Origin of the sequence: Streptomyces sp. DSM 40868, from assembly GCF_011820545.1 — a bacterium.
Taxonomy (GTDB): Bacteria; Actinomycetota; Actinomycetes; order Streptomycetales; family Streptomycetaceae; genus Streptomyces; species Streptomyces eurythermus.
This window is the reverse complement of record NZ_CP050504.1, coordinates 1,698,803-1,721,542: the sequence shown is the minus strand read 5'-3', so window position 1 is coordinate 1,721,542 and position 22,740 is coordinate 1,698,803. Positions and strand designations below refer to the sequence as shown.

Sequence of the window (22,740 nt, the reverse complement as noted above, 5' to 3'; positions counted from 1 at the left end):
ACGTAGCACGGCGCTCGCACCCCGTGAACCGGGCGATGTTCACCCTTGCGCCATGGACACAGCGAGCACCGGTGCCTACGACGGCGTACGCACCGCACCGAGAGCCCTGGCCACCGAGGCCGTGCACGCCGGCCGCGACGATCTGGCCCGGCAGGGCCTGCACGCCCCGCCGATCGACCTGTCCACCACCTACCCCTCCTACGACAGCCGGGCCGAGGCCGCCCGCATCGACGCCTTCGCCGAAGGAGGCGCCGACCTGGCCGGACCGCCGGTCTACGCCCGCCTGGGCAACCCGACCGTCGCCCGCTTCGAGACCGCGCTGGCCCGGCTCGAGGGCACCGAGACCGCGGTCGCCTTCGCCAGCGGGATGGCCGCGCTCAGCGCGGTGCTCCTGGCGTGCGCCGCGACGGGCCTCCGGCACGCCGTGGCGGTACGGCCGCTGTACGGGTGCAGCGACCACCTGCTGACCGCCGGGCTGCTCGGTACGGAGGTCACCTGGACCGACCCGGACGGCATCGCCGGCGCGCTGCGCCCGGACACCGGGCTGGTGCTGATCGAGTCCCCGGCCAATCCGACCCTCGCCGAGGCCGATCTGCGGGCCGTCGCCGACGCCTGCGGCCCGGTTCCGCTGCTCGTCGACAACACCTTCGCCACGCCCGTGCTCCAGCGGCCGGCCGAGCAGGGTGCGCGGCTGGTGCTGCACAGCGCCACCAAGTACCTCGGCGGCCACGGGGACGTGCTGGCCGGGGTGGTGGCCTGCGACGAGGGGTTCGCGGGGCGGCTGCGGCAGATCCGGTTCGCCACGGGCGGCGTCCTGCATCCGCTGGCCGGCTATCTGCTGCTGCGCGGCCTGTCCACCCTCCCGGTGCGGGTGCGGGCCGCCTCCGCGAACGCCGCCGAGCTGGCCCGCCGGCTCGCCGCGGACCCGCGGGTGGCCCGGGTGCGCTACCCGCGCCTCGGCGGCGCGATGGTCGCCTTCGAGGTCCACGGCGACCCGCACGAGGTGATCTCCAGGGTCCGGCTCGTCACGCCCGCGGTGAGCCTGGGCAGCGTCGACACGCTCATCCAGCACCCCGCGTCCATCAGCCACCGCATCGTGGACGCCGACGACCGGCGCGGCGCGGGCGTGACCGACCGGCTGCTCCGCCTGTCCGTCGGCCTGGAGGACGTGGACGACCTGTGGGCGGACCTGGACCGCGCGCTGGGCGCCCCGCGCGAACGGCAGGGGGCGAAGGAGCTGCGGGAAGCGGTGCGTTGAAGGGGAGCCGGCCCCCGCGGGGATGACCGCGCGGGGGCCGGCCTCGCCGGTCCGGCGGCCGTCAGTCCCGGTGGACCGGGTCGGTGAGGTGGTGGCGGACGGTGGGGTCGAGCGGGGAGGCCGAGGAGTGCCCGGGGGCGTCCAGGCGGGCCGTGATGACCAGGGTGCCCTCCTCGATCTGGTAGTCCAGGGGAAGGCCGAGGGCGCGCATCGTGGCGATCATGCCGGTGTTGGACGCCTTGGTCACGGCGTACACGCTCGCGCACCCCGCCTCCGCCGCCATCCCGACCAGCCGGCCGAGCAGTTCACCGCCGACGCCCCGCCGCTGCCACTCGTCCTCGATCAGCAGCGCGACCTCGGTCTCGTCACCGTCCCACAGCAGGTGCCCGAGGCCGACGATCCGGCCGGAGGCGGTCTGCGCGGCCAGCGTGCGGCCGAAGCGGGGGCTGAGCAGATGGTTCAGATAGCGGTCCGCGTCGGCGACCGGGCCGTGGTAGCGCAGCCCCAGCGTCCGCGCCGAGCACCGGTCGTGCATCGCCCTGGCCGCGGCCAGGTCCCCGGTGTCGACCCGTCGCACCGTGATGTCGTCGCCCTCGGGCAGCGTCAGCACATCCTGCCCGCGGGGGATCCGCGGCCCGAGCCGGCCGTCCAGCTCGACCAGCGCCCGGGCGCGCGCGAACTCCGTCGGGGTGAACGGCAGATACGGCCGCTCCACGGTGAGCACCCCGCCCTCGGGCGCCGGCAGCCGCATCACGGTGTCCTCCAGCACCCCCTCGGCGGGCACCGGCAGCGGACCCCGGCCACCGCCGACCGGTGTGGCGGGCAGCGACCGGATCGTGCACCGGCCCAGCAACTGCCGCAGCGCCAACGGCAGTTCGGAGGCGTCCAGCGCGGTACGGGCGGCCAGCCCCAGCACCCGGGTCGGCGCGTCGACCAGATCGTGGGCGTCGGCCCGCTCGATCCACGTGGACGTGCCCCCGGCCAGCGCGACCGCCCGGGTGAGGCCGGACGCCGTCAGCGTGCCCGGCGCCCGCAGCAGGAACTCGTCCACCGTGCCGTCGGCCAGCGGGTGGGTCTGGAGGCTGAGGATGTCCACCCGGTGCCCGGCGAGCGCCGTGCACAGGGCGGCCAGGGACCCGGGCTCGTCCTTCACCGTCGTCCGCATCCGCCACAGCGTGCCGGGGCCGGGCAGGGCGACCGCCGGCGCGCCGGGCTGCTCGGACGGCCCGGCCGGCCGCGTCTCGGCGGCCGGCCGGGCACCGGTATCGCTCGCGGGCGGCGCGTGTCCGTGGCGGCGTGACCACCACACGTGGAAGCCCGCCGTCGCGGCCAGCACGATCGCCGAGATCACGAGCAGGGCCGGTCCGTCCGGCCCGTGCCCGATCAGGTTGGCCACCGCGTCCGCGACGGCCACCGCCGTGAACAGCGCGGCGAGTTCGACGACGTCCCGCCGCCAGTGGTGCACGGGCCGTCCGTGCCGGGCCCGGGTCACATCAGGCATCTCTGGAGTCATGCGGCCACTGTGCAGGAGGGGTGTTGCGCGATCACGAACTGATTGTGTCCGACGAGTAAAAGCATGCTCCGCCCCATTTGTTGCGCTTTCTATGGCCGACCGGTCGCCCTCCCCGCTCCGGCCCGCCGGTGCGCCTGCCGGCCGGCCTACTGGCCGACCCGGCCCGGCTGGAGCGTCCGGCTGAACAGCACGCTGCCGTCCTGCTCCCGCAGCCGCACCGTCAGCTCGCCGCTGTCCCCGTCGATGTCCACCTCGCCGAAGAACTGGTAGCCGCCGGCCGGCGAGACGTTGGACGCGGCCGGCGCCTTCACGAACACCCGCTCCGGGCCGAACGTGCCGTCCAGCGGGCTGGCCGGGAACGCGCCGGCGTTCAGCGGCCCGGAGACGAACTCCCAGAACGGCTCGAAGTCGGTGAACGCGGCCCGGGACGGCTGGTAGTGCTGGGCCGAGGTGTGGTGCACGTCCGCCGTCAGCCACAGCGTGCCGGTGATCCGCCGGTGCTTGATGAACCGCAGCAGCTCGGCGATCTGCAGCTCGCGCCCGAGCGGCGCGCCGGGGTCGCCCTGGGCCACCGCCTCGAAGTTCGGCCGGCCCTCCGTCGCGTCCGGTACGACGAGACCGATCGGCATGTCGGCGGCGATCACCTTCCACACCGCGCGCGAGCGGGCCAGCTCCCGCTTGAGCCACTCCAGCTGCTCCCGGCCGAGGATGCCCTGCGGGTCGGTGGTCTGGTCGTCCGGCGAGTTGGCGTTGCGGTAGGTGCGCATGTCCAGCACGAACACGTCCAGCAGCGGGCCCTGGCGCAGCACCCGGTAGACGCGGCCCTCCTTGGCACCCGGCCGCAGCGTGGGCAGCGGGAAGTACTCGCTGAACGCCCGCCTGGCGCGTGCCGCGAGGACGTCGACGCTCTTCTCGGTGTACCGGGTGTCGGTCGTGGCGATCACCTCGCCCGGGTACCAGTTGTTGCGCACCTCGTGGTCGTCCCACTGGACGACCGAGGGCACCCGGGCGTTGAACGCGCGCAGGTTGGCGTCGAGCAGGTTGTAGCGGAAGTTGCCCCGGTACTCGGCCAGGGTCTCGGCGACCTTGGCCTTCTCCTCGGTGGTGACGTTGCGCCAGGTGCCGCCGCCGGGCAGCGCCTGCGTCTCGGGGATCGGGCCGTCGGCGTATATGGTGTCGCCGCTGCACAGGAAGAAATCGGGGTCCAGCCGGGCCATGGCGTCGTAGATGCGGTAGCCGCCGAGGTCGGGGTTGATGCCCCAGCCCTGGCCCGCCAGGTCGCCCGACCACAGGAAGCGCACGCCGTCCCGGCGCCGCCGGGAGACCGTGCGGAAGGTGCCGGTGACGGGCTCGCCGGTGCGGCGCGGGTCGTCGGGGTCGGCCAGCAGCACCCGGTAGTGGATCTGCTCGCCGGACGGCAGGCCGTGCAGCCGGGTGGTGCCGGTGAAGTCCGTGCCGGCGCCCAGCAGCGGACCGTGCCAGCGGCGCGGATTGCGGAACGACTCGGTGGCCGCGGTCTCCACGATCATCCGGGCGGGCCGGTCCGCACGCACCCACACCAGGCCGGAGTCGGAGGTCACGTCACCGGTCTGCACCCCCCAGCCCGCCCGGGGACGGCCGGAACGGGCGAACGCCGGGGCCGCGCCGAGGCCGGCGGGCAGGGTCAGGGCCGCCGACGCGGCGAGCGAGCCGCGCAGTACGCTGCGGCGGCCCGGGAGTGGACGGTGGGACATGGCTGCGCCTCCAGGGACGGGATCCGGCCAGTGTGCGCAGCCACACCTACTGGGGCGGCGCGGCGCGCACGCGAACCCGAGGTGAACTCCCGTCGCCGGCCGGGCCGTCGGCACCGCGCGCGACGGCGAAGCGGCCGGGCTCGCCGCCGGGCCGCTTCGCCGCGCACGGGCGCGGGGGCGCGCGTCAGCGGCTGCCGTCCAGGATCACCCGCGCCACCAGCGCCGGGTCGTCGTTCATCGGGACGTGACCGCAGCCGGGCAGCCGGACCAGCCGGGCGTGCGGGACGATCCGCTTGGCGCGGATGCCCTGGCGGGGCACGAGGAGCCGGTCCCGGGCGCCCCAGGCCACCGTGACCGGCAGGCCCGCCACGGCGTCGGTGAACCGGACCTCGGCGCCCGCCCGCAGGGTCGCGGTGAAGCCGGTGGCCGTCGCGAGCGCCCGCGTCTCGGCGACCACCGCGTCCGGCGAACGGCGCGCCGGGCGGGCGTAGATGGTGCTGGTCAGCGCGGTACGGCCGGCCGCCGTGCGGGACAGCCGCGCCACCACCGGCGGCGGCAGCCGGCGGGCGACGCCGCGCATGCCGAGCAGCACCGTGAAGGCGTACCGCCGCTCCGCCGGTGACCAGAAGCCGGCGGGGGACAGGGCCGTGACGGACCGTACGAGCTTCTCCCGGCCCAGTTCGAGGGCGAGCAGGCCGCCCAGCGAGTTGCCGGCGACGTGCGGGCGGTCCAGGTCCAGCGCCTCGAACAGGGCGCCGAGCACGGCGCCCGTGGTGGGCAGGTCGTAGGGCAGCCCCTCCGGCAGGCCCGGGGAGGCGCCGAAGCCCGGCAGGTCCACGGCGATCACCTCGCGCTCGGTGGCCAGGATGTCCACGACCGGGTCCCAGGCCTGCCGGTGGTGGCCGATGCCGTGCAGCAGGACCAGCGGTTCCCCGCGGCCCACGCGCGCGTAGGACACGGTCACCTCGCCCGGGCCGTGCGGGGCGGGGACCTGGAAGGAGACGGTGGCGGACATGGGGTGCTCCTCGTCTGTGCTGCCGACGGACGCCGTAGACAGCTTGTCAGCAACCGCCTACCGGCGGGTAGCCCTTGGTGGGCACCGGCCCCGTACCGGGTGGACACCGGCGGGCGGATGACGATGGGATGGGCCGGTGACCGCACAGCCCGCCACCGACGTCTTCGAAGCACACCGGCCCCTGCTCATGGGAGTCGCCTACCGCATGCTCGGCCGCGTCGCCGACGCGGAGGACGTGGTCCAGGAGGCATGGCTGCGCTGGTACCACGCCGACCGCGAGGAGGTCCGCGAACCGCGCGCCTACCTGGTGCGCGTCACCACCCGGCTGGCCATCGACCGGCTCCGCCGGGTCCAGCGGCGCGCCGAGGCATACGTCGGCCCCTGGCTGCCCGAGCCGTATCTCACCGAGTTCGCCGAGACCGCCCCCGACTCCGCCGACCGCGCCGTGCTCGCCGACACCGTCTCCCTCGCCGTCCTGGTCGTCCTGGAGTCGCTGTCCCCGCCGGAACGGGCGGTGTTCGTGCTCAGGGAGGCGTTCGGCTACCCGTACGCCGAGATCGCCGCGCTGCTGGAACGGACCGAGCCGGCGGTACGGCAGCTCGCCGGACGGGCCCGCCGGCACGTGGCCGAACGACGCCCCCGCTACGACGTCGAACCCGGCCTGCGCCGGGAACTGACCGAACGTTTCCTCGCCGCCGCCGGCGGGGGCGACCTGGAGGGGCTGATGTCGCTGCTCGCCCCGGACGTCCGGCTGGTCGGCGACAGCGGCGGCAAGGCCAAGGCGCCGGTGCGCGTCCTGCACACCGCCGACAAGGTCGGCCGCTTCCTCGTCGGCGCCGCGCGCACCGCCCCAGCGGACCGGACCCACCGCGTCCTGGAGACCAACGGCGGCCCCGCCCTGCTGATCCTGACCGGCGGCAGGCCCGACAGCCTGTTCCAGGTGGACATCGCCGACGGCCGCATCACGTCCGTCTACGTCATCCGCAACCCGGACAAGCTCCGGCATCTCATCGCCCACTGAGCCACCGCCCCCGCCCGCGAGCCCCCGTCGTCCGGCGGGGGCTTCGCCGTACGACGGGAGCTTTGCCGCGATGTCACACACACCGGCGCGCGCGAACGCCTCGTGAACGCTTCGCTGCCGGCCGTCCGGGAACCGGCAGGGCGGCCGAGGATTGGTCTTGACCAAGGGTGAGCGCCGCCCTATGGTCGCAGAGAAGTGAAACAACCTTTAATAAACAAGGGCGCCAAAAACCGCCGGACCACGGCTCTCGCGGAGGACAGGGTGGGGACCACGCAGCTGGAATCGGTACCGGAACCGAAGTACTGGCATCTCAAGACCGTGCTCAGCGAGGCACTCGACTCCGAGTTCTCGGTCGGCGAGATCCTGCCCAACGAGCGTGATCTGGCCGCCCGTTTCGGCGTGGCCCGCGCCACGCTCCGCCAGGCCCTCGAACAGCTGGAACTGGAGGGCCGGCTCCAGCGCCGGCGCGGGGTCGGCACGACCGTCGCGCCCCCGCGCGTGGGCGTGGCCGTCGGCACGCGGCAGCACGCCTGGCCCGGCGCCGCCGGAGACGCCTGGCAGCCCGTCGACAGCGCCCAGGCGGTGCCGCCCGCCGCGGTCGTCGCCGCGCTGGAGACCGGCGCGGACGAAGCCGTGCACACCGTGCGCCGCTCCCGGATGTCCCACGGCCAGCAGGTAGCCACCGAACTGCTCTACGTCCCGGCGGCCTCGGTGCCCGGCCTGACCGCGATCGACGCCCCGTCCGGCGCGGCACGCGCGCGTGCGGTGCTGCGGGAGCTCCAGCACCTGCTCCTGGAAGGGGAGGACCGCGCGGTCGAGCTGGGCTCCGCGCGCGCGGACGACGCCAGGGCACTGGACCGGCTCCCCGGCTCCCCGGTGCTCGTCGTCACCACCCGCTTCCTCGCCCAGGGCCGCACCGCCGTCCTGTCGGTGGCGACCTACCGCGCCGACACCTGCCGGCTCACCTTCGGCGACTCGGCAGGCGTGGAGATACACCACGACCCACAGCAGCGGGCCTCCTGAACCGGCACCGCCCGACCACGAAGATCTTCGGTGCCGGCCCGCCCAGCAGTCGCGGCCCCGCACCGAAGACCTCGAGAACACCTCACCGGCACGCCACCAGCGCCGACGCAACGGCCCCCTTTCGCCGGGGTCCTGGCGGCGCGGGTACGCCGAGTCGCGCCCACTGTGCGGCCGGTTTCGGCCAGGACACGTCCGCCAAGGCATGCCGACCCGCGTGGGCGGCACGCCGGTTTCGGCCAGGACATGGCGGCGAGGCAGGCGGCCCGCGCTTTCCGCACGGCCGGGTCCGGCGAGGCCAGTGCCGGGTCGCTACGTAGATTCGCGCCCACGCCAGGGTTGGGCTCAGCGCCGTGTGCCCACGCCAGGCCCGGGCTCAGCGCCCACTGTGCGGCCGGGCCCAGTACCCGTGCCCACACCACGTCCGGGCTCAGCGCCCCGCACCTGCTCCGCGCCAGGGGCTCAGCACCTCGCGCTCACCCCGTGCCCGGGCCGAGCGCCATGGGCTCACTCTGCGGCCGGGCTTGGTGCTTCGCCCACACGCCAGGCCCCGGCTCAGCGCCCCGTGCCCACTGTGCGCCCGGACCCAGCGCCGCGCCCACACTCCGCAGGCGGGCTCAGCATTCCGCGCCGACGTCCGCGACCTGACCCGGTCTCCGCGCAAGCTCAGCCTCCGCGACCTGACCCAGTCTCCGCGCCCACGCTCAGCGCCAGCGGTCGGGATCAGCGGCGCGTCAGCGTGCCGTCCACGGTGAACAGTTTCTCCTCCACGTGGTCCAGGGCTAGCCGCAGCGCCCCCGTGGCCACCGCCGCCTCGCCCAGGAGCGACAGTGCCACCCGGGGCGGGCGCAGGCAGTAGCGGGCCAGTTCGCGGCGCAGTGGCTCGAGGACCCCGTCCAGACCGGCCGCCCAGCCGCCGATCACCACCAGCTCCGGATCCAGCGCCAGCACCAGCGCGGCCACGTCGTGCACCAGCCGCTGGATGAACCGCTCCACGGCCGCCCGCGCCCGCAGATCGCCGTCGCGCGCCAGTGCGAACACCTCGGCGACCGCCTGCTCGTCCAGCGGGTGCAGCGGCTCGTCGGTGGTGGACAGCAGCGCCTCCGGCGTCGCCTCCCGGCCCAGCAGATGCAGCGCGCCGATCTCCCCGGCCGCCCCGCCGTAGCCCCGGTGCAGCCGCCCGCCGATCAGCGAACCGGCCCCGGGACTCAGCCCGGCCAGCACGAACACCACGTCGTCCGTCTCGGCCGCCGCCCCCTTCCAGTGCTCCGCGAGCACCGCCGCGTTGGCGTCGTTCTCCACCAGCACCGGGCAGCGGAAGGACCGGCCGAGCCGCTCGCCGAGCCGCAGCCCCGTCCACCCGGGCAGCGCCGTGCCCAGCCGTACCGTGCCGTCGGCCTCCACGATGCCGGGCGTGCCCACGCCCACCGCGCGCAGCGAACCGCGCGCGACCCCGGCCCGGCGCAGCAGCTCGGCGACCGCGCCGCGCAGCCGGTCGAGCCGCTCGTCCGCCGGGGCGCCCGCGCCGACAGTCCTTGGCCTGCGCGCCCAGCACCCGGCCGTCCAGGTCGGACAGCAGCGCGGCGACCCGGTGCGGCCCGATCTCCAGCCCCAGCAGATGCCCCGCCTCGGCCCGGAACCGGAACCGCCGCGCGGGCCGCCCCTGCCGGCGCGCACCCCCTTCGTCGGCCGCCGTCTCCACCACGAGACCGGCCTCGATGAGCCCCTCCACGACGCCCTCGACGGTCGGCCGGGACAGTCCGGTGACCCGGGTGATCTCGGTGAGCGTCGCGCAGTCCGTGGCACGCAGCGCGTGCAGCACCACCGCGGAATTGATCCTTCGCAGCAGCGAGGGATCGCCGCCGGTCAGCTGCCCCACCGTCCGTCCTCCCAGCTAGCGGGCGTGTTGGCCGGATCGTACTCGGCCGGGGGCACCCCGGCGAGTGCCGGGTTCCGCGCGCGGTCGCGGCCCGCTCAGCCCGGCTCCACGAACCCCGACTCGTAGGCCGCGATCACCGCCTGCGTACGGTCGCGCGCGCCGAGCTTGGCCAGGACGGCGCTCACATGCGACTTCACCGTCTCCGCGCTCACCACCAGCCGGGCGGCGATCTCCGCGTTCGACAGCCCGCGTGCCATCTGCCGCAGCACCTCCGCCTCCCGCTCGGTCAGCCGGGCCCGCTCCAGCGCGGCCCGCGCCGGCCGCCCGCCGTCGCCGTACCGGGCGGCGAGCCGCCGTACGGAGGCCGGGAACAGCAGCGAGTCGCCCGCCGCGACCAGCCGCACCGCGTGCACGATCTCGGCCGGGCGGGCCCGCTTCAGCAGGAACCCGTCGGCACCCGCGCGCAGCGCCTCGTACACGAACTCGTCGTCCTCGAAGGTGGTCACGACCAGGATCTTCGGCGGGTCGGGCACCGTGCGCAGCACCGCGCGCGTGGCCTCGATCCCGTCCATCAACGGCATCCGGACGTCCATCGCGACCACGTCGGGGCGCAGTTGGCGCACCAGCGGGATGACGGCCGCGCCGTCGGCGGCCTCACCCGCCACCTCGATGTCGGGCTGCGCCTCCAGCACGGCCCGCAGACCCGCGCGGACCAGGGGTTCGTCGTCGACGAGCAGGACGGTGACCGGCATCCGGCCAGCCTAGATCACTTGAGCGGCAGCTCCGCCCGCACCCGCCAGTCGCCCTCCTGAGGGCCGGTGACGGCGGAGCCGCCGAGCAGTGCCGCCCGCTCCCGTATGCCGCGCAGACCGCTGCCCCGCCCGGGGCCGGGTATCGCGCCCGGCAGCGGATTGCGCACCTCCAGGGCGAGCGTGCCGCCGGTGACCGCGACCCGGACCCGCACCGGCACCGGACCCGCGTGCCGCAGCGCGTTGGTGAGGGCCTCCTGGAGGATGCGGTAACCCTCCCGGGACACTGGTCCCGGCACGGCCTCCACCGGCCCCGTCACCTCGGCGTCGACCTTCGCGCCCGAGGCCCGCGCCGACTCCAGCAGCCGGCCGGCGTCCGCCAGCGTGGGCCGCGCGCTCAGCGGCCGCTCGGCCTCCCGCAGCACGCCCAGCACCCGCTCCAGGTCCTCCAGCGCGGCCCGGCCGGTGTCCTCGATGGCGGTCAGCGCCCGCTCGGTGAACTCGGGGTCACCGGCCGCGCGCGCGGCGCCCGCCTGCACCACCGCCAGCGTCAGGGCGTGCCCGATCGAGTCGTGCAACTCCCGTGCGATCCGCGTGCGTTCCAGCAGCTGCTCGGTGCGCTGCTCCAGCGCGGCCAGCCGCTCGGCCGCCGACGGCCCGAGCAGCCGGCGCGCGGCGGCCGTGATCAGCTCGCCGAGCCCGACCGCCACACCGTAGAAGACGAGCAGCGGCAGCGGCGTCAGCAGGGCCAGGGCGCGGTGCGACGGCAGCCATTCCAGCAGCGGCAGCCCGCCCGGAGGCACGTCCCACGCGCACCGTGCCAGTTCGAAGGCGGTGCCGGGCAGCCACACGGAAGCGAACACGGTCGCGGCACCGAGCGCCATCCGCACTTCCAGCCACAGCACCGTACGCAGCCGGTCCCGCCAGCTCGCCGCCGGTGCCTCGGAGATGCCCGGGTCCGGCTCGCCGGGCGTGAGCATCAGCCGCGCCTGCACCCCCTCGCCCCGCCGCACGACGGGCACCAGGCCGAGCGGGACGAGGAACAGGGCGGGCATCCACGGGGTCGACGGGTCGATGAAGAGCCAGACGCTGACCACCAGCATCGGCACCCACAGATGCAGCAGGCGCGTGTACGTCGTCGCGCTCAGCAACGGGCGGAGAAGGCGGGGCATGGCCACATCGTCGCAGTCGGCACTGACAACGGACCTCCCCCGCACGGGGGAGACGGCCCCCGCCGGCGGGGGAGGCCCCGCCCGCCGCGCCCCGCCAGGCTGGTGCCATGACCAGCATCGATGTTCGTGACCTCACCAAGGAGTACGGCGGCCGACGGGCCGTGGACGGCCTCACCTTCAGCGTCCGTCCCGGCCGGGTCACCGGCTTCCTCGGCCCCAACGGCGCGGGGAAGTCCACGACCTTCCGCCTCGTTCTGGGCCTCGACCGGCCCACCGCCGGCACCGCCACCATCGGCGGCGACGCCTACGCCCGGCTCCGTGAGCCGCTGCGCCGGGTGGGCGCCCTGCTCGACGCCCGGGCCGCACACGGCTCGCGCACCGCCCGCGGCCATCTGCTGGCCCTCGCCGCGAGCAACCGGATACCCGCCCGCCGGGTCGACACCGTGCTGGAGGAGACCGGCCTCGCCACCGTGGCCCGGCAGCGGGTGCGGACGTACTCCCTCGGCATGCGCCAGCGGCTCGGCATCGCCACCGCCCTGCTCGGCGACCCCGAGGTGGTCCTGCTCGACGAACCCGCCAACGGCCTCGATCCCGAGGGCATCGTATGGATCCGCACCCTGTTGCGCCGGCTCGCGGACGAGGGCCGTACGGTCCTCGTCTCCAGCCATCTCATGGGCGAGACCGCCGCGTTCGCCGACCACCTGCTGATCCTGGGCCGGGGCCGGCTCCTCGCCGACACACCGGTCCGGGACTTCATCCACGCGCGCGTGCGGCCCGAGGTCCGCATCCGCACCACCGATCCCGCCGCCCTGGCCGAGCTGCTCGCCCGGCACGGCCACGACGCCTCCCGCGAGGAGGACGGGTCCTGGGCCGTGCGGCACGCGCGCGTGGAGGACCTCGGCCGGCTGATGTCCGAGGCGGGCGTCCCCGTACTGGAACTCACCGCCCGGGAGGCCACCTTGGAGGAGGCGTACCTCGATCTGACCGCGACCGAGGCCGAGTTCACCGCACCGCACCAGGAGGTCTGACCATGCCGTTCATCCCCGTCCTCCACGCCGAGTGGATCAAGATCCGTACCCTGCGCTCCCAGCTGGGCGCCCTCGCCGCGGTCCTCGTCGCCACCGCCGGGTTCTCGACGCTCGCCGCGGTCGACGTCGACGACGCGGACCCGCTGTTCTCGGTGTTCTTCGGCATCAGCTTCGGGCAGATCGCCGCGATCGCGTTCGGTACGACGGCCGTCTCGTCGGAGTTCCGGGGCGGCGCGCTGCGGCTGACGCTGGCCGCGGTGCCCGACCGGGGGCGCTGGTTCGCCGCGAAGGTGACGGCGATCGCCCTGCCGGCGCTGGCCGTCGGGCTGTTCACCGGATTCGTCTCGCTCCTGGTGGGCCGTGCGGCCCTCGGCGCGTCCGCGCCCGGCTGGGCCGAGGGGGTGCGCGGCGCGGTCGGCTGCGGTGTGCACCTGACGCTGATGGCCCTGTTCGCCGCCGGGGTGGCGGCCGTGCTGCGCAGCGGGGTCGCCACCCTCTCGGTGCTGATCCCGTTCCTGCTGATCGTGTCCTTCGTCGTCGGCGACCTGTCCGGCTCGGTCGCCGACTTCCTCCCCGACCGGGCCGGCCAAGTGGCCCTGCACAGCAGCTGGGACGGTGCCCTCGGGCCGTGGAGCGGGCTCGGGGTGACCGCGCTGTGGACGGCCGCCGCCCTCGCGGCGGGCGCCTGGAGCGTGCGCCGCAGGGACGCCTGACGCCGGACCAGTTGTCAGTGGTGCCCGCTTTACTGGACCGCATGGACATCGCGGAGTGCCTGACCCTCATCGAGCTGCTGTGCGCCCGGGAGTTCCCGGCGGTGCCCGGCAGGACGGAGCACGGCGAGAGCGGGCCCGGCTATCACCTGGCCGCCTTACAGACCAGCGAGGAGTTCTGGGAGGGCGACGGCGGCGACCGGGAGGAGACGGAGGCGCAGTACGAGGCAGACCGGGACGGCCTCGCCGAGCGGCTGGGCGAACGGTGGGGCCGCCCCCGGCACTTCAGCCTGTACAGCGTGTTCGAGCGGACCACGGCGGGCGAGGAGATCGCCGAACCCTGGTCCGGGCTCAGCGGTCATGTCCCGGACGTCCTGCTGTGGCAGGCACCGGAGTCGCACCGCTGGGTCGCCCTCGGCATCTCCCAGTGGGACAAGGAGCTGCCCTTCCAACTGCTCGGCATAGTGACGGAGACGGACCCGCCGTAGTCCCGGCGACGGACCGCCGTGGTGCCGGAGGACCCGCCCCACCGACGGAGACGGACCCGCCGTGAGACGGGTCCGGACCGAAACCGACTGGGAGCGCTCCCAATCGCCGGTGCGGGGCTCCGGTCCCGCCGGAGCCCCGCCGGGGTCAGCTGGTGGGGAAGGAGTCGGCGGTGCTGATGCGGCTCTTGATCAGCGCCCCGGACTCGGTCAGCACACCGCTGCTGCTGTAGTCGGTGCCGTCGCAGGTGCCGGGCTTGAGCGCCGCGCTGCTCTCGTTGGCGTCGGAGTAGGTCCAGTTCGCGTAGCTGATCTTCAGCTGGTCGAGCAGGTCCAGCCAGGCCGTGGTGCTGGACCGGTCCATCGTGCCGCCGCCGGTGGCGCTCACCGTGCCGAACTCGGTCACGAACAGCGGCAGCTTGGAGGCCGCCCGGCTCACCGTGGCGCGGTAGTTGTCCTTGTGGCTGGCGGCGTAGAAGTGGAACGCGTACATGATGTTGGTGGCGTTGACCGGGTTGTTGACGACCTCGGTCTCGCTGGAGCCGTCCGAGACGCCCAGCGAGGACCAGCCCCGGGTGCCGACGATGATCACGGCGTCCGGGTCGGCGGCCCGGATCACCGGGATGACCTGCTCGGCGTAGTTCTTGATGGCCGTCCAGCTCACGCCGTTGGGCTCGTTGGCGATCTCGTAGACCACGTTCTTCTTGGCGGCGTTGCGGGCGGCGACGGACGCGAAGAACGTCTTGGCGCGGTCCAGGTTGTAGTTGGGGTCGCCCGGCGTGAGGGTGTGGAAGTCGATCAGGGCGTACATGCCCCGGGCCTCGGCCATGTCGACGAGGCTGTTCACGCGGCTGGTGAAGCCCGCCGGGTCGGTCTCGTAGCCGTCCTCCTGCACGTACATGGCGATGCGCAGCAGGTCCGACTTCCAGTCCTTGGCCAGCGCGTCCAGGGACGCGCTGTTGTAGCACTTGCTGAACCACTGGATGCCGTGCGTGCTCATGCCCCGCAGCTGGATGGGGCGGTTGTACTGGTTGCACAGGTTGACGCCGCAGACGTGCAGCTGCCCGTTGACGCCCACCGGAGTGCCGGTGCCCGGGTTCGGGTCGGTGCCCGGGTCCTCCACGGAGCCGGTGCAGGCGACGCCGTTGAGCGTGAACGCCGAGGGCTTGGGGTTGGAGCCGGTGAACGAGCCGACGAAGCCGAGGTCGGTCGACGCGCCGGTGGCCAGGGTGCGGTTCCAGTCGATGCCGGCGGCGCTGACCGTGGAACCGGACTGCGCCCAGGTGGCGTTCCAGCCCTGGACGAGCTTCTGCCCCGAGTCGGGCAGGGTGAACTTCAGCGTCCATCCGGTGACGGGGTCGCCCAGGTTGGTGATCTTCACCCCGGCCTGGAAGCCGCCCTGCCACTGGCTGGTGACGGTGTAGTCGACCTTGCAGCCGGCGGCGGCGGCCGCCGGCTGGGGGCCGAGCAGTGCCGTGAGACCCACAGCCGTGGCGCAGGTCGCCAGCAGGGCCACTATGCGTTTCAAAGCGTTCCTCCTCGTGTGAAGCGGGAACAGCACGATGGGAGCGCTCCCAAAACCCATCGGCCCGAGACCGTACACCGGTGGATCGAGGCGCGTACAGACGTACGACGGTGAACGCTGAGGCGCCCCGAGTGATCGCTGCTCAGAGGCGGGTGCGCGCAAAAGGCGCTACGCGGCCGTGCCCGGCCTTTCGGGCATCCTGCGCGGGTCAGCCGGGCCCGTCGGCCGCCTCGCGCAGCCGGCGGAACTCCTCCGCCATCGTGGCGGGGGTCCAGTGCGCGTTCAGCCCGCTGGGGTTGGGCAGGACCCAGATCCCGGTGTCGCCGATGGTCCGCTCCTGCGGGCCCACCTTGGCCGTGCGGTCGGCGAAGGCGGCGCGGTAGGCGGTCACGCCGACGACGGCCAGCCACCGCGGCCGCAGCCGCGTCACCTTCTCGGCCAGCAGCCGCCCGCCCTCGATGTACTCCTCGGCGGTCAGCTCGTCCGCCCGCGCGGTCGCCCGGGCCACGACGTTGGTGATGCCGAGTCCGTAGGACAGCAGCTCCTGCTGCTCGGCCGGCCGCAGCAGCCGGGGTGTGAATCCGGACAGGTGCAGCACCGGCCAGAAACGGTTGCCGGGGCGGGCGAAGTGGTGGCCGGTCGCGGCCGACATCAGTCCCGGGTTGATGCCGCAGAACAGCACGCGGAGGCCGTCCGCGACCACGTCCGGGACGAGACGGTCGCGGGCGGCCTCCAGCTCCGCCCGGGTGAAGCGCGGGCTGCGGGGCGCGCGGGTCAGAGGATCGCTCCGGGGGTGTAGCCGGCCGCCTCCGGGCGCTGCTTCACGATCTCCTCGATCCGGGCGACGACCGCGCCGACCTGGTCGGCGGCGGCGCCGGTGAAGGACAGCTTGTCGGCCATCAGCGCGGCCAGCTGCTCCCGGTCGAGCGGCAGGCGCTCGTCGGCGGCGAGCTTGTCGAGCAGGTCGTTGCGCTCGGCACCCTGCTCGCGCATCGCCAGCGCGGTGGCGACCGCGTTCTCCTTGATCGCCTCGTGCGCGACCTCCCGGCCCACACCGGCCCGCACCGCGCCCATCAGCACCTTGGTGGTCGCCAGGAACGGCAGGTAGCGGTCCAGTTCGCGGGCGATCACCGCGGGGAAGGCGCCGAACTCGTCGAGCACCGTCAGGAACGTCTCCAGCAGGCCGTCCAGGGCGAAGAAGGCGTCCGGCAGGGCGACCCGGCGCACCACCGAGCAGGACACGTCGCCCTCGTTCCACTGGTCGCCCGCCAGCTCGCCGGTCATCGAGGCGTAGCCGCGCAGGATCACCATCAGGCCGTTGACGCGCTCGCAGGAGCGGGTGTTCATCTTGTGCGGCATCGCCGAGGAGCCGACCTGGCCCGGCTTGAAGCCCTCGGTGACCAGCTCGTTCCCGGCCATCAGCCGGATGGTCTTGGCCAGCGACGACGGGGCCGCCGCGAGCTGCACCAGCGTGGTGACGACCTCGTAGTCCAGCGAGCGCGGGTAGACCTGGCCGACGGAGGTGAAGGCCTGCGAGAAGCCGAGGTGGCCCGCGATGCGGTGCTCCAGCTCGGCGAGCTTGGCGGCGTCCCCGCCCAGCAGGTCCAGCATGTCCTGCGCGGTGCCCACCGGGCCCTTGATGCCGCGCAGCGGGTAGCGGCCGAGCAGCTCCTCGATGCGGCCGTAGGCCACGAGCAGCTCGTCGGCGGCGGTCGCGAACCGCTTGCCGAGGGTGGTGGCCTGCGCGGCCACGTTGTGCGAGCGGCCGGCCATGACCAGCTCGGCGTACTCGCCGGACAGCTTGCCCAGGCGCGCCAGCACGGCCACCGTACGGTCCCGCATCAGCTCCAGCGAGAGCCGGATCTGCAGCTGCTCGACGTTCTCCGTGAGGTCGCGGGAGGTCATGCCCTTGTGCACGTGCTCGTGCCCGGCGAGGTCGTTGAACTCCTCGATCCGCGCCTTCACGTCGTGCCGGGTGACCTTCTCGCGCTCGGCGATCGAGGCCAGGTCGACGGTGTCCAGGACGCGTTCGTAGTCGGCGATCGCCTCGTCCGGCACCTCGATGCCGAGGTCCTTCTGGGCCCGCAGCACGGCGAGCCAGAGCCGGCGCTCCAGCCTCACCTTCTGCTCGGGCGACCAGAGCGTGGCGAGGTCGGCGGAGGCGTACCGTCCGGCGAGGACGTTCGGGATGCGGGGCTTGGCGGGCGCTGAAGTCACGTGTCCAGAGTCTACTGGCGATTAGTGCAGGCCAGCGCCACGCCCCCGTTGGGCGGAAGCTACGAGACGTACGCCACTTCGAGGCTAGGCGCGGGCCTCGTAGGGCAGCAGTTCCGGCCGCTTGGGCGGGCGGCCGTCGCCGGAGGAGCGGCCGGTGAGCCGGCGGCCTATCCACGGCAGCAGGTGCTGCCGGGCGAACCGTACGTCGGCGATCCGGCGCGCCACCCAGTCCGGCGGGGCCGTCGCCGGCATGGGCACGTGCCACCCGGCGTCCTCCGGCTCGTACCCGAGCGCCTGCCACACCGCCTCGGCGACCCGGCGGTGTCCCTCCGCCGTCAGGTGCAGCCGGTCCACGTCCCACAGCCGGGGGTCCGCCAGAGCGGGCGCGCCGTACAGGTCGACCACCACGGCGCCGTGCTTGGCCGCCAGCTCGTCCACGCACGCGAACAGCTGCTCCATGCGCGGCCGGAACCGCTCCAGCACCGGGCCCTGGCGGCCGGGGCTGCGCATCAGCACCAGTTGCTCGCAGGAGGGCGCCAGCCGCTCCACGGCCTCCGTGAGCAGATCCCGGACCCGGACCATGTCGCACTTGGGGCGCAGGGTGTCGTTCAGGCCGCCGACCAGGGTGACGACGTCGGCCCGCATGGCCGCCGCCACCTCCACCTGCTCGTCGACGATCTGCCCGATCAGCTTCCCGCGGACGGCGAGGTTGGCGTAGCGGAACCCGGGCGTGCGGGCGGCCATCCGCGTGGCGAGGACGTCCGCCCAGCCTCGGTAGGAGCCGTCGGGCAGCAGGTCCGACATGCCCTCGGTGAAGGAGTCGCCGACGGCGACCAGGCTGGTGTACGCGGGAGTGGTGGGATTCGTCTGCATGGCGACAGCGATGGTATCCCGGCGCCATACCCGCCGGTCGGTCGCCCCGGAACCCCCTGCCCACCCCCTCGCGTCACCCGGCCGCGGGCTGGCCGAACAGCTGCCGCAGCACGTCCTCCATGGTCACCAGGCCCGCCAGCCGTCCGTCCTCGCCGAGTACGGCGGCGAGGTGGGTGCGGCTGCCGCGCATCGCGGTGAGCACGTCGTCCAGCGGGGTGCTCTCCCGGACCCGGGCGATGGGCCGCATGTCCCGCAGCCGGAACGGCATGTCCCGGGGCGAGGCGTCCAGCGCGTCCTTCACGTGCAGATAGCCCACGATCCGGCGCCCGGTGTCGACCACCGGGAAACGGGAGAACCCGGACTCGGCCGACAGCCGCTCCACCTGCTCCGGGGTGACGCCGACGCGCGCGTAGACCACCCGGCGCAAGGGGACGACCACGTCCCGCACCGGCCGGCTGCCCAGCTCCAGGGCGTCGTGCAGGCGCTCCTGCGCCCGGTTGTCGATGAGGCCCGCCTGGCCGGCGTCCTTGACGATCTCGGCGAGTTCGGCGTCCGTGAAGGTGGCCGACACCTCGTCCTTGGCCTCCACCCGCAACAGCTTCAGCAGCCCGTTGGCGAACGCGTTGATCGCGAAGATCACCGGGCGCAGCGCCCGGGAGAGCGTGACCAGCGGCGGGCCGAGCAGCAGCGCGCTGCGCACCGGTTCGGCCAGCGCGATGTTCTTGGGGACCATCTCGCCGAGCAGCATGTGCAGATAGGTGGCGAGGGCCAGCGCGATCACGAAGGACACGGCGTGCCCCGCGCCCGCCGGCACGCCCACCGCGTGGAACACCGGCTCCAGCAGGTGCGCGATCGCCGGTTCGGCGACCACACCGAGCACCAGCGTGCACAGCGTGATGCCGAGCTGGGCGGCGGCCAGCAGCGCGGACACGTGTTCCAGGCCCCACAGCACGCTGCGGGCCCGGCGGTCGCCCTCCTGGGCCAGCGGCTCGATCTGGGAGCGGCGCACCGAGATCAGGGCGAACTCGGCGCCCACGAAGAAGGCGTTGACGACGAGGGTCGACAGGCCGATCAGCAGTTGTACGACGGTCATCGCGTCCCCTCCCGTGTCCCGCGGGTCCGGTCGGCCCCGTGGCCGCGTCCGGACCTGTTCCCCCTGGTCCCGGCGCCCCGCCCGGTCGCGCCGCGCTCCCGGGCCGCGTCGGGCCGTTCGTCGTCCAGGGGCGCGTGCAGCAGCAGCCGGGCGGCCCGGCGGCCGGAGGCGTCCACGACGTCGAGGCACCAGCCGGCCACCTCGACGCTGTCGCCCGCGGCGGGTATGCGCCCCAGCTCGGTGGCGACCAGGCCGGCCAGCGTCTCGTACGGCCCCTCGGGCGCGCGCAGTCCCACGCGGGCGAGCTGGTCGGTGCGTACGGCGCCGTCCGCCGCGTACAGGGCGCGGCCCTCCTCGTCGGCGCCGGCCGGGGCGAGGTCGGCCGTCTCGTGCGGGTCGTGCTCGTCCCGCACCTCGCCGACGACCTCCTCCACGATGTCCTCCAGGGTGGCCACGCCGGCCGTGCCGCCGTACTCGTCGATGACGACGGCCATGGTGCGCCGGCCGCCGAGCCGGTCCAGCAGCCGGTCGACGGTCAGCGACTCGGGCACCAGCAGCGGCTCGCGCATGATCTGCGCGACCGTGCGGTGACGCCGCCGGTCGGCGGGGACGGCCAGGACGTCCTTGATGTGGGCGGTGCCGACGACGGAGTCCAGGCTGCCCCGGTAGACCGGGAACCGGGACAGGCCGGTGGCCCGGGTGGCGTTGGCCACGTCCTCGCAGGTGGCCTGCATGTCCAGGGCGACGACCTGCACGCGCGGCGTCATCACGTTCTCGGCCGTGAGGTCGGCCAGGTTCAGGGTGCGTACGAACAGCTCCGCGGTGTCCGCCTCCAGCGCGCCCTCCTTGGCGGAGTGCCGGGCGAGGGCGGCCAGCTCCTGCGGGCCGCGCGCGGAGGCCAGTTCCTCGGCCGGTTCGACGCCGAGCCGGCGCACGAAGTGGTTGGCCGTGTTGTTCAGGTGGGTGATGAAGGGCCGGAAGGCCGCGCTGAACCAGCGCTGGGCGTTTCCCACCCGCTTGGCCATGGCCAGCGGCGAGGAGATCGCCCAGTTCTTCGGCACCAGCTCGCCGACGACCATCAGGACGACCGTCGACAGAGCCGTGCCCAGCACCAGCGCGACCGTGGTCGCCGTGGTGCGGGACAGCCCCAGCGCAGTGAACGGCCCGGCGAGCAGCTTGGCGATCGAGGGCTCGGCGAGCATGCCGACCACCAGGTTGGTGACGGTGATGCCGAGCTGGGCGCCGGAGAGCTGGAACGTCAGGTTCCGTACGGCCTTCAGGGCGCCCGCGGCACCCCGCTCGCCACGGGCGGCGGCCCGCTCCAGCTCGCCGCGTTCCACCGTGGTCAGCGAGAACTCGGCCGCCACGAAGGCGCCACAGGCCAGCGACAGCAGGATCGCCACCAGGAGGAGGAGCACTTCGGTCATCGGGTCACCCCCGTCCCAGGATCGGACAGGGTGGGGGAGTACGCGCGGTGTCGCGGACTGGGAGGCTCGCCCATGGGCGGACGCTCACAACCTTTCATAAAGGGCCGAGTGCTCCCTCAAGAGTAAAGGATGGGCAAAGAAGCCTTTCGGTCTCCCCTCCCGGCCTTCCGCCCCAGCCCCCGTCTCAGTCCGTGAGCGGCTTCACCCAGCGCCGCCAGTGCTCCTCGGGCCCGTACCCGGCCGCCCTCCACGCGTGGTGCGCGGTCTCGTTGCGGACCAGCACCATCGCGTCCGCGCGCCGCCCGCCGAGCCGTACGAACCGCTCCTCGGCGGCGGCCAGCAGCGCCGAGGCGATGCCCTGCCGCCGCCGCTCGGGGTGCACCGCGAGCCGGTAGAGATGGCACCGCCAGCCGTCGAAGCCGGCGATCACCGTGCCCACCAGCTCACCGCCCCGCTCGGCCAGGAGCAGCGCCCCGGGATCGCGGGCCACCAGCCGCTCCACCCCGGCGCGGTCGTCGCTGATGCTCGTGCCCTCGGCGGCCGTCTTCCAGAAGGCGAGCACGGAGTCGAGGTCGGCGGGGACGGCGGCACGTATACGCAGGTCGGTCATGCCCCCATCATGATCGGGAACGGCTCGCGGGCCCACGGGGTCTCGTCACGCGGACTCCTCGCGCAGCCGCGTCAGCACCGGCGCGAACGCCTCCATGAACGGCTCCAGGACGGTCAGGTACGAGAACCCGTACCGCTCCCGCTGCGCCCGTACCTTCGCCACCACGTCCTCCAGCGGCCCGGCCAGCACGATGGGCAGGGCCACCGCCTGCTCCAGGGTCAGCCCGGGCTGCCGCTCCAGCAGCGGCCTCAGTGCCGGCTCGGGGTCGTCGGTGACGGCCACCAGCTGGATCAGCAGGTTCAGCTCGGCGGGCGCCGGCCGGTGCCGCGCCAGCGCGCGGTAGCGGGCCACCCGCTCGTCCAGCTCCTCGGCGGTGAGCGGGTCCAGGGTGCCGGGCGTGTCGCCGGGCCGGGCCCCGGTGAAGGCCGCGATGTCCGCGTGAGCGGCGGTCAGCCGCAGCATCCGGTCGCCGTTGGCCCCGATCAGCACCGGCACCCGGGACTGCGCGGGCCGCGGCAGGTGGTCGCCCGAGCCGAGCAGCCGGTCCAGTTCCGCGACCGTCCGCTCCAGGTGGTCCACCCGCTCGCGCGCCGAGCCGTACGGCAGCCCGGCCGCCTCGTGCTCCGCCCGCACGTACCCGGTGCCGAGACCGAGTTCGAGCCGGCCGCCGGTCAGCGCGTCGGTGGTCGCCACCTCGCGGGCCAGCAGCGCCGGGTTCCAGAAGCCCGCGTTGAGCACGAACGTGCCGACCCGCGGCCGCTCGGTGGCCTGCGCCGCCGCGACCAGCGCGGGGAACGGCGCGGGCATGCCGAGGTGGTCCGGGACGAGGATCACGTCGTAGCCCAGTTCCTCCGCGCGCCGGCACTTGGCGCGCCACTCGCCGGCGGGCGCGGGGTCCAGCAGGTTGACTCCGAAGCGGAACGGACGCGACATGAACTCTCCCCGGTCGGTGATCACTTGAGCCGCTCCGATTCCATCATGTCCACGCCGCTCCGCTCGGCCGCGCGGGCGCACCCGGTCCGCTCGGCCGCGCGGGTGTACCCCGTCCCGACCGGTCGCGCTGATCACCGTGCGTACCGGCGCACGGCAGCCGGTCCCGTGCCACCGTGCGCCCTTGCCGCTGCTAGCACCCTGGCGCTAGCGTCGGGGCATGGCGAAGACCCAGCTGAACGTGCGCGTGGACGAGGGCACCGCCCAGGTGGCCCGCGAGCGTGCCCTGGCCCGCGGGATGAGCGTCAACCGTTACATCGAAGAGCTGGTCAGACAGGACGCCGGGGAGGCGGGCCGCACGTTCGTGGAGGCCGCCGCCGACTTCATGAAGCAGTACGAGTCCGTGTTCGCCGAGGAATTCGCCGAAGTCCACGGCACCGGACCGGGGGAAGGCCGCCCCTGACCCGCCCCTCCCTCGAGGC

Annotated in this window: 20 protein-coding genes and 1 pseudogene; 7 read left to right on the top strand and 14 right to left on the bottom strand. The window is 74.1% G+C overall.

Annotated elements, in window-relative coordinates; all coding sequences use genetic code 11:
• Window positions 1-52: 52 nt before the first annotated feature.
• The gene (locus HB370_RS07650; RefSeq protein ID WP_030775101.1) at window positions 53-1,258 is read left to right on the top strand and encodes an aminotransferase class I/II-fold pyridoxal phosphate-dependent enzyme; all 1,206 of its coding nucleotides are present in this window, start codon (window positions 53-55) and stop codon (window positions 1,256-1,258) included.
• Between the two features lie 61 nt (window positions 1,259-1,319).
• Here HB370_RS07650 and HB370_RS07645 read toward each other — a convergent pair whose 3' ends face one another.
• From HB370_RS07645 to HB370_RS07635, 3 genes are all read right to left on the bottom strand, one after another.
• Window positions 1,320-2,771 carry a GNAT family N-acetyltransferase gene (locus HB370_RS07645; protein ID WP_244405464.1) on the bottom strand — a complete coding sequence of 484 codons (1,452 nt, stop codon included), beginning with the start codon at window positions 2,769-2,771 and terminating at the stop codon, window positions 1,320-1,322.
• Window positions 2,772-2,917: 146 nt separating this feature from the next.
• Window positions 2,918-4,504 carry an alkaline phosphatase D family protein gene (locus HB370_RS07640; protein ID WP_030775106.1) on the bottom strand — a complete coding sequence of 529 codons (1,587 nt, stop codon included), beginning with the start codon at window positions 4,502-4,504 and terminating at the stop codon, window positions 2,918-2,920.
• A gap of 184 nt (window positions 4,505-4,688) precedes the next feature.
• Window positions 4,689-5,519: an alpha/beta fold hydrolase gene (locus HB370_RS07635; RefSeq protein ID WP_030775108.1), complete on the bottom strand. Its 831-nt coding sequence runs from the start codon at window positions 5,517-5,519 to the stop codon at window positions 4,689-4,691.
• A 136-nt stretch (window positions 5,520-5,655) separates the two neighbouring features.
• Between HB370_RS07635 and HB370_RS07630 the strand changes: the two genes are divergently transcribed.
• Window positions 5,656-6,540: an RNA polymerase sigma-70 factor gene (locus tag HB370_RS07630; RefSeq protein ID WP_030775109.1), complete on the top strand. Its 885-nt coding sequence runs from the start codon at window positions 5,656-5,658 to the stop codon at window positions 6,538-6,540.
• Between the two features lie 261 nt (window positions 6,541-6,801).
• Window positions 6,802-7,563: a GntR family transcriptional regulator gene (locus HB370_RS07625; RefSeq protein WP_030775110.1), complete on the top strand. Its 762-nt coding sequence runs from the start codon at window positions 6,802-6,804 to the stop codon at window positions 7,561-7,563.
• 720 nt (window positions 7,564-8,283) lie between these two features.
• On the opposite strand, the pseudogene HB370_RS07620 reads toward HB370_RS07625, so the two are convergent.
• From HB370_RS07620 to HB370_RS07610, 3 genes and pseudogenes are all read right to left on the bottom strand, one after another.
• Window positions 8,284-9,439 (bottom strand): annotated as a pseudogene (locus HB370_RS07620) (ROK family transcriptional regulator).
• 95 nt (window positions 9,440-9,534) lie between these two features.
• The gene (locus tag HB370_RS07615; protein WP_030603689.1) at window positions 9,535-10,191 is read right to left on the bottom strand and encodes a response regulator transcription factor; all 657 of its coding nucleotides are present in this window, start codon (window positions 10,189-10,191) and stop codon (window positions 9,535-9,537) included.
• Window positions 10,192-10,205: 14 nt separating this feature from the next.
• Window positions 10,206-11,360 (bottom strand): histidine kinase, encoded by a 1,155-nt coding sequence (locus tag HB370_RS07610; RefSeq protein ID WP_030775114.1) that lies wholly within the window; start codon window positions 11,358-11,360, stop codon window positions 10,206-10,208.
• A 107-nt stretch (window positions 11,361-11,467) separates the two neighbouring features.
• On the opposite strand from HB370_RS07610, the gene HB370_RS07605 reads away from it, so the two are divergent.
• Genes HB370_RS07605 through HB370_RS07595 form a run of 3 tightly spaced genes read left to right on the top strand, consistent with a single transcriptional unit; the run spans window position 11,468 to window position 13,586 of the window.
• Window positions 11,468-12,388, top strand: coding sequence for an ATP-binding cassette domain-containing protein (locus HB370_RS07605; RefSeq protein ID WP_030775116.1), 921 nt, complete (start codon window positions 11,468-11,470; stop codon window positions 12,386-12,388).
• A 2-nt stretch (window positions 12,389-12,390) separates the two neighbouring features.
• Window positions 12,391-13,101: an ABC transporter permease gene (locus HB370_RS07600; RefSeq protein ID WP_030775118.1), complete on the top strand. Its 711-nt coding sequence runs from the start codon at window positions 12,391-12,393 to the stop codon at window positions 13,099-13,101.
• A gap of 41 nt (window positions 13,102-13,142) precedes the next feature.
• Window positions 13,143-13,586, top strand: coding sequence for a hypothetical protein (locus tag HB370_RS07595; protein WP_030775120.1), 444 nt, complete (start codon window positions 13,143-13,145; stop codon window positions 13,584-13,586).
• 145 nt (window positions 13,587-13,731) lie between these two features.
• On the opposite strand, the gene HB370_RS07590 is transcribed toward HB370_RS07595, so the two are convergent.
• From HB370_RS07590 to HB370_RS07555, 8 genes are all read right to left on the bottom strand, one after another.
• Window positions 13,732-15,111: a cellulase family glycosylhydrolase gene (locus tag HB370_RS07590; protein WP_030775122.1), complete on the bottom strand. Its 1,380-nt coding sequence runs from the start codon at window positions 15,109-15,111 to the stop codon at window positions 13,732-13,734.
• Between the two features lie 205 nt (window positions 15,112-15,316).
• On the bottom strand, window positions 15,317-15,811 hold the full coding sequence (gene mug / locus HB370_RS07585; protein ID WP_030775125.1) for a G/U mismatch-specific DNA glycosylase: 495 nt from the start codon (window positions 15,809-15,811) through the stop codon (window positions 15,317-15,319).
• A gap of 71 nt (window positions 15,812-15,882) precedes the next feature.
• Window positions 15,883-17,325 carry an adenylosuccinate lyase gene (purB, locus tag HB370_RS07580; RefSeq protein ID WP_030775126.1) on the bottom strand — a complete coding sequence of 481 codons (1,443 nt, stop codon included), beginning with the start codon at window positions 17,323-17,325 and terminating at the stop codon, window positions 15,883-15,885.
• Window positions 17,326-17,409: 84 nt separating this feature from the next.
• On the bottom strand, window positions 17,410-18,198 hold the full coding sequence (locus HB370_RS07575) for an SGNH/GDSL hydrolase family protein (protein WP_030775129.1): 789 nt from the start codon (window positions 18,196-18,198) through the stop codon (window positions 17,410-17,412).
• A 73-nt stretch (window positions 18,199-18,271) separates the two neighbouring features.
• The gene (locus tag HB370_RS07570; RefSeq protein ID WP_030775131.1) at window positions 18,272-19,291 is read right to left on the bottom strand and encodes a hemolysin family protein; all 1,020 of its coding nucleotides are present in this window, start codon (window positions 19,289-19,291) and stop codon (window positions 18,272-18,274) included.
• On the bottom strand, window positions 19,288-20,718 hold the full coding sequence (locus tag HB370_RS07565) for a hemolysin family protein (RefSeq protein WP_030775133.1): 1,431 nt from the start codon (window positions 20,716-20,718) through the stop codon (window positions 19,288-19,290). The genes HB370_RS07570 and HB370_RS07565 overlap by 4 nt, the downstream gene beginning before the upstream one ends.
• A gap of 184 nt (window positions 20,719-20,902) precedes the next feature.
• Window positions 20,903-21,328: a GNAT family N-acetyltransferase gene (locus HB370_RS07560; protein ID WP_030775134.1), complete on the bottom strand. Its 426-nt coding sequence runs from the start codon at window positions 21,326-21,328 to the stop codon at window positions 20,903-20,905.
• 45 nt (window positions 21,329-21,373) lie between these two features.
• Window positions 21,374-22,261 carry an LLM class F420-dependent oxidoreductase gene (locus tag HB370_RS07555; RefSeq protein WP_030775136.1) on the bottom strand — a complete coding sequence of 296 codons (888 nt, stop codon included), beginning with the start codon at window positions 22,259-22,261 and terminating at the stop codon, window positions 21,374-21,376.
• A gap of 217 nt (window positions 22,262-22,478) precedes the next feature.
• On the opposite strand from HB370_RS07555, the gene HB370_RS07550 reads away from it, so the two are divergent.
• Window positions 22,479-22,721 carry a hypothetical protein gene (locus HB370_RS07550; protein ID WP_030775139.1) on the top strand — a complete coding sequence of 81 codons (243 nt, stop codon included), beginning with the start codon at window positions 22,479-22,481 and terminating at the stop codon, window positions 22,719-22,721.
• The last annotated feature ends 19 nt before the right edge of the window (window positions 22,722-22,740 follow it).

Coding starts and splice junctions, on each gene's coding strand:
- HB370_RS07635 (WP_030775108.1), bottom strand. CDS start 5,519: ATGTCCGCCACCGTCTCCTTCCAGGTCCCCGCCCCGCACGGCCCGGGC.
- HB370_RS07645 (WP_244405464.1), bottom strand. CDS start 2,771: ATGACTCCAGAGATGCCTGATGTGACCCGGGCCCGGCACGGACGGCCC.
- HB370_RS07610 (WP_030775114.1), bottom strand. CDS start 11,360: ATGCCCCGCCTTCTCCGCCCGTTGCTGAGCGCGACGACGTACACGCGC.
- HB370_RS07615 (WP_030603689.1), bottom strand. CDS start 10,191: ATGCCGGTCACCGTCCTGCTCGTCGACGACGAACCCCTGGTCCGCGCG.
- HB370_RS07605 (WP_030775116.1), top strand. CDS start 11,468: ATGACCAGCATCGATGTTCGTGACCTCACCAAGGAGTACGGCGGCCGA.
- HB370_RS07595 (WP_030775120.1), top strand. CDS start 13,143: ATGGACATCGCGGAGTGCCTGACCCTCATCGAGCTGCTGTGCGCCCGG.
- HB370_RS07600 (WP_030775118.1), top strand. CDS start 12,391: ATGCCGTTCATCCCCGTCCTCCACGCCGAGTGGATCAAGATCCGTACC.
- HB370_RS07560 (WP_030775134.1), bottom strand. CDS start 21,328: ATGACCGACCTGCGTATACGTGCCGCCGTCCCCGCCGACCTCGACTCC.
- HB370_RS07565 (WP_030775133.1), bottom strand. CDS start 20,718: ATGACCGAAGTGCTCCTCCTCCTGGTGGCGATCCTGCTGTCGCTGGCC.
- HB370_RS07650 (WP_030775101.1), top strand. CDS start 53: ATGGACACAGCGAGCACCGGTGCCTACGACGGCGTACGCACCGCACCG.
- HB370_RS07575 (WP_030775129.1), bottom strand. CDS start 18,198: ATGCAGACGAATCCCACCACTCCCGCGTACACCAGCCTGGTCGCCGTC.
- HB370_RS07550 (WP_030775139.1), top strand. CDS start 22,479: ATGGCGAAGACCCAGCTGAACGTGCGCGTGGACGAGGGCACCGCCCAG.
- HB370_RS07570 (WP_030775131.1), bottom strand. CDS start 19,291: ATGACCGTCGTACAACTGCTGATCGGCCTGTCGACCCTCGTCGTCAAC.
- HB370_RS07555 (WP_030775136.1), bottom strand. CDS start 22,261: ATGTCGCGTCCGTTCCGCTTCGGAGTCAACCTGCTGGACCCCGCGCCC.
- HB370_RS07640 (WP_030775106.1), bottom strand. CDS start 4,504: ATGTCCCACCGTCCACTCCCGGGCCGCCGCAGCGTACTGCGCGGCTCG.